Annotated in this window: 5 protein-coding genes; 3 read left to right on the top strand and 2 right to left on the bottom strand. The window is 44.1% G+C overall.

The genetic code is table 11. The features are described 5' to 3' along the window. Positions 1-143 precede the first annotated feature (143 nt). Entirely contained in the window at positions 144-869 is a 726-nt protein-coding gene (locus tag VK541_RS25385; RefSeq protein WP_324373455.1) for a CAP domain-containing protein, read from the bottom strand. Positions 870-1,116: 247 nt separating this feature from the next. On the opposite strand from VK541_RS25385, the gene VK541_RS25380 reads away from it, so the two are divergent. The 3 genes from VK541_RS25380 to VK541_RS25370 all read left to right on the top strand — a co-directional run bounded on the left by VK541_RS25380 (position 1,117) and on the right by VK541_RS25370 (position 3,349). Further along, positions 1,117-1,755, top strand: coding sequence for a DUF6266 family protein (locus VK541_RS25380; RefSeq protein WP_324373454.1), 639 nt, complete (start codon positions 1,117-1,119; stop codon positions 1,753-1,755). Between the two features lie 14 nt (positions 1,756-1,769). Continuing rightward, positions 1,770-2,138 carry a hypothetical protein gene (locus VK541_RS25375; protein WP_324373453.1) on the top strand — a complete coding sequence of 123 codons (369 nt, stop codon included), beginning with the start codon at positions 1,770-1,772 and terminating at the stop codon, positions 2,136-2,138. 107 nt (positions 2,139-2,245) lie between these two features. After that, complete coding sequence (locus VK541_RS25370) at positions 2,246-3,349, top strand: Fic family protein (protein ID WP_324373452.1); 1,104 nt, start codon at positions 2,246-2,248, stop codon at positions 3,347-3,349. A gap of 118 nt (positions 3,350-3,467) precedes the next feature. On the opposite strand, the gene VK541_RS25365 is transcribed toward VK541_RS25370, so the two are convergent. After that, positions 3,468-3,722, bottom strand: a 255-nt coding sequence (locus VK541_RS25365; RefSeq protein WP_324373451.1) for a His/Gly/Thr/Pro-type tRNA ligase C-terminal domain-containing protein, incomplete at its 5' end; no start/stop codon positions are given.

Here is a 3,722-nt window from a genome sequence, read left to right as displayed (position 1 = left end):
AAGCCGCAAATTATGACCGTTTACAAGTGCCCACTATCGTTGGTGCCAGGCGTTTTTTGAACAATATCGGAAAACCGGAAATTACAAGGATCGACAAACATCAGTGGTATACCGGCGATTAGCCGGATATCTGCTTATAGATGTTATTTTGGCAGGGCTACAAAATCCATTACTGCGCAGTATTTGTAACCCTTGTGGGGCTGTATGCTTACGCCTACGAAATTGAGCTCATAAGAAGTATCCAGTATCAGCTTTCTATGTCCGAGATTAGAAACACCCTTGTCCAGCAGCAGCATACAGGCATTGCCAAGGCCCGTAGCAAAACCAAATGACAGGTTTTCGCCCATTGCCCGTCTTGGGTACATCTGGCTGATCCGGTCTTTGGCAGAGCGTCCGTCGCGCGACTGGTGTTCGGCGTAGTTGTACCTGTTCATATCCTTCGCATGCTGTCTGGCTACCCAGCTCAGGGCTTCATCCGGCCAGAATACCGGTAATTCTTTGACGTCCTTCAAATCCTTTTCCAGGCTTTTGTAGTATTTGTCCGTCCGGCTGATCTTTAGTGAATTGTAATTGGCATACTGGGCCATTCGTTTGTTGTGCACATCAACATAATCCTGGAAAAAAGTATTGAAGAACTTCTCTCCGTCCATCCGGATCAGATTGGTATACATGATAAAATCACGCTCTTCAGCCGTCAGGTATTTTTTATCGCCGGCGGTGTTGGCCAGTGTCAGTTCTTCTTTGGACCAGCCTTCACGGTTAGGCAGCGCAGCATGATTTTTATCGCTGACCTTAGTGGTGCTGCTGCTCATTGCCGAAAGCAAAAAAGAAGAAAGGGAAAATACAATACTGAAAATAAAATGCTTCATGTTTCTGGGTATGCAAAAGCCAGGCCAGAGCGGTAGACTGATAAGGTCAGCTAGCTATATAGTTTACGGGTAACCATATTTGGACAAGGTAGTAACAGGGTCTTAACAGGGTGATAACAGGGTCATTGATATAATTATTATCTTATAATGACATATTAATTATCTGTTTTCCGTATTTTTATATGGCAATGATTGAAGAGGTGCCAGTCAGGGGAGTGGCAGGAAGTCAGCAATAAAATTACAAAAAATGGCAAGAATAAAAAATGGAATCTTAGGCGCATTTAGTGGTAAGGCGGGAGCCGTGGTGGGCTATATGATTGGTGATGAAGCGTACATGCGGGGTTTGCCCCGTAAAAAAACATATACGGATGCGGAGCGGCTGAACCAGAAGAAATTTAAACTTGTACAGGATTACCTGGAAGATTTAAAAGACCTGCTGAGGGTTGGTTTCAAGAACTACTATACTAAAACGGGAGGATTCAGAGCTGCCGTGGCCTACACCCGTAAAATGGCGCTGGTTTCTGATGATGCAGGTTTTTATATCGATCCTGCTTTGTTCAGGTTCAGTGGCGGTGATCTGCCGGTTGCGGTCGATCCGGCAGTTACGCTTGTTGAGCCGCTCCAAATGCGTATCGACTGGAATGCGGCTGACCTGCCTTATCAGATCAAGTCAGATCAGCTCATGCTGCTAATCTACGATACGGTGGAGTATAAAAGTAAATCGTTGATACTTGATGGCCCATTCCGCAAGGATGGTACGCTGACTATTGATCTGCCCAATTACTTTAAAGGCAAGGAACTGGATGTTTATATTGGTTTTGTCGCAGCGGATAGGAGCAGGCAGTCTGATAGTCAGTATTTGGGGAGATTCAGTGTGCCAGGGTAGTATATTTTGCTAATATGAAAGGTTACATAAGTTTAGTACTGTTATTGATACTGTTTTCCGGATGTAAGCGCCAGGTTAAAATAGACAATCATTTCTTACTGTCGTCATTTGATACAAATGATTTGTGTTTGATTTATTTGGATGACAACAACCTCATGTTTTCGGTGATTAAAGAAGACGTGATTGCTTATTTGAAATGCAGCAATCACATTTATATTATACAGCACCCACTCGATACTATGGGTCAACCTGATGGACACGACCCTCAGTATTTTGTGATTGATACTGCTGTAGATTATTCAGACGAAAAGATGAAGCCTTATTCTATAAGTCAAAGCCGGTTTGAGGAAATGCTTAAAAACGAATGTCAGGGTAAATCATGAATAGCATTATAGAGTTTGGTAAGAAATATGAATGGTGAGCCGATTAAATTTACTAATCGGCTCATTTTTTGCTTATATTTGAGCCGATTAGTAAATTTAATCGGCTAATGAAATACAATTGGGAACTTCAGAACTGGCCAAATTTTAGATATTCTTTCAAAGGTATTGAAGGTATGTTATACGATTTTGCACTGGAAACAGGTGAAGTCAGGGGAATATTAAAGGCGCTTCCTGATGATGTGCAGCAAGAGGCCTTGCTACAAACGATGATTTCGGAAGCAATTAAAACCTCTGAAATAGAAGGAGAGTTTTTGAGCAGGCAGGATGTCATGTCTTCGATAAAAAATAACCTTGGCCTGATGGCAGTTCCGGAGATCGTACATGATCAAAAAGCTGCCGGCATCGGGAAGCTGATGGTTGACCTCAGAAATTCATATAAAGAGGAGCTCACTAAAGAAAAGCTATGGGAATGGCACATTTTGCTGCTGGATGCAATGAAAGGCATTAAAACAGGGCAATGGCGCACAGGCGATGAACCTATGCAGGTCATATCGGGGAGCATTGGCCGCGAAAAGATCCACTTTCAGGCACCTCCCTCTTCGGTTGTTCCGCAAGAGATGAAACAGTTTATTAATTGGTTCAATGCGACGGCTCCCGGTGGTGGCCAGGAAATCAGCAGTGCGCCCGTGAGGGCGGCTATTGCCCATTTATATTTCGAATCCATTCATCCTTTTGAAGATGGGAACGGACGTATCGGAAGGGCCATCGCAGAAAAGGCATTGTCGCAGACACTGGGCAGACCAGTTATGCTGAGTCTTTCTAAGAGCATCGAGGCCAATAAAAGCAGTTATTATAAAGCATTGGAAATGGCGCAACAGGACAACGAGATTTCTGAATGGCTGGAGTATTTTGTATCCACAGCGCTGGCGGCTCAGCGTGAGGCGAAGTCCCTTGTGAATTTTACGCTGATAAGGACTAGGTTTTTTGATCAGTACGCAGGCCGGTTAAATGAACGGCAGCTGAAAGCAGTTAATAAAATGCTTGATGCGGGTTTCGATGGGTTTAAAGGTGGGATGACGGCCAAGAAATACATCTCAATAACCAGGACCTCTAAAGCAACCGCAACCCGTGATCTGCAGGAACTGGCGGAGATGGGCGTGCTGCTGGCGACCGGAGCGGGGCGCAGTGTGTCTTATGACCTGAAATTGTAATGCTGCTAAAGCGATAAAAACAAAAATGAGCCGATTAGGTTGGCTAATCGGCTCATCGTTAAAATATGTTTCTGTATGCGGCTGTTTTGGAATTTAGCTTATTTCAATGCAATTCAGCTTACCTCAGTAAATTCTTCCAGCTTACTTTGTTGCCAATGATGTCAAACAAATCTTTGATCTCGATGCGCTGTTGCTCCATGGTATCGCGGTGACGGATGGTCACCGTATCGTCTTCCAAAGTCTGGTGGTCAATGGTCAGACAGAACGGTGTACCTATGGCATCCTGACGGCGGTAACGCTTACCTATGGCATCTTTTTCTTCATAAATACAGTTGAAGTCCAGCTTCAGACTGTTCATGATCGCTCTTGCTTT

Source organism: Pedobacter sp. (assembly GCF_035317785.1).
Lineage (GTDB): Bacteria > Bacteroidota > Bacteroidia > Sphingobacteriales > Sphingobacteriaceae > Pedobacter.
This window is presented reverse-complemented; position numbering and strand designations above follow the sequence as displayed.

What these genes read in the sequence shown, in the direction of transcription:
- VK541_RS25385 (WP_324373455.1), bottom strand. Translation starts at nt 869, where the DNA reads ATGAAGCATTTTATTTTCAGTATTGTATTTTCCCTTTCTTCTTTTTTG.
- VK541_RS25380 (WP_324373454.1), top strand. Translation starts at nt 1,117, where the DNA reads ATGGCAAGAATAAAAAATGGAATCTTAGGCGCATTTAGTGGTAAGGCG.
- VK541_RS25375 (WP_324373453.1), top strand. Translation starts at nt 1,770, where the DNA reads ATGAAAGGTTACATAAGTTTAGTACTGTTATTGATACTGTTTTCCGGA.
- VK541_RS25370 (WP_324373452.1), top strand. Translation starts at nt 2,246, where the DNA reads ATGAAATACAATTGGGAACTTCAGAACTGGCCAAATTTTAGATATTCT.